The sequence below is a fragment of the Tistrella bauzanensis genome (assembly GCF_014636235.1).
Taxonomy (GTDB): Bacteria; Pseudomonadota; Alphaproteobacteria; order Tistrellales; family Tistrellaceae; genus Tistrella; species Tistrella bauzanensis.
Window position 1 is genome coordinate 1 of record NZ_BMDZ01000185.1, and the last position, 1,184, is coordinate 1,184.

Below are 1,184 nucleotides of genomic sequence, written 5' to 3' on the forward strand. Positions count from 1 at the left end.
CAGGGGAATCGCATTTGAAGAATAGCCCTGGCGACCGGTGGCGAAGTGGAGTCTGTATGAGTGTTCCTGAGAGGGGGACATGATGGCTTCGCTGATCACGATTTTCCGGGAGATGCCGGATCCACGGCGTGGAAATGCGCAACGGCACGAGCTTCTCGACATTCTGACGATCGCTCTGGTTGCGTCGGTCTGTGGCGCAGAGAGCTGCGTGGATTTTGCGGAGTTCGCTGGGGATCGGGAGGTGTTATTGCGGGAATTTCTTGAGCTTGAGAATGGGTTACCCAGCCATGATACCTTCTCGCGTGTTTTCCGGATGCTCGATCCGACGGCGTTCGGGCGGGTGTTTGAGGCGTTTCTGAGCGACCTTGGGGCGGATGGGCCGGGGGTTCTGGCGATCGATGGCAAAACGTTGCGGCGTTCCTTCGATCGCGCGGCGGGCCGGTCACCGCTGCATGTCGTGACCGCCTTTGGCGCCGACGCACGGCTGAGCTTCGGCCAGCGTGCCGTCGCGCCGGGAGAGAACGAGATCACCGCCGCCCGGGCGCTGCTCGCCACGTTGACGCTCGACGGTGCCCTGGTCACCGGCGACGCCATCCATGCCCAGAGCGAGACGGCACAGATGGTTCTCGACCGCGGCGGCGATTATCTGTTTGCCCTGAAGGCCAACCGCCCGGCGATGCTTGAAGCGGTCACCACCTTCTTTACCGACCCGCCCGAGCCCCTGGAGGTTTTCGAGACCACGGATGCCGATCACGGCCGCATCGAGATCAGGCGACACCGCGTAACCCATTCTGTGAACTGGCTCTTCGGTGATCGCGCCGAACCGGGAGCACCGGTCATGCCAGGCCTTGCAACGCTTGCCTGCGTCGAGGCACGCCGGGATGACGGTGCCCCGTCCACCCGCTACTATCTCTCATCCGCCCGCCTCAGCCCTCAGAAATTCGCCCAGGCCGTCCGGTCCCATTGGGCCATCGAGAACAGCCTCCATTGGGTTCTTGATGTGACCTTCGACGAGGACGCCGCCAGAAATCGCGCCGACAATGGCCCCGAAAACCTCGCTATCCTCCGCCGTCTCTCCCTCAATCTCCTGCGAACCGCAAGGCCCAAGCTCCCGATCAGCCGCAAGCGAAAACGGGCCGGATGGTCCGATGAATTCGCAAGGTCGATCATTGGGCAAATGCGAT

General features: G+C 62.6%; 1 protein-coding gene. It reads left to right on the forward strand.

Translation table 11 applies throughout. From position 1 onward, the window contains the following. Nucleotides 1–79: 79 nt before the first annotated feature. A partial coding sequence (locus tag IEW15_RS25485) for an ISAs1 family transposase (RefSeq protein WP_188583351.1) occupies nt 80–1,184 on the forward strand: 1,105 nt, incomplete at its 3' end.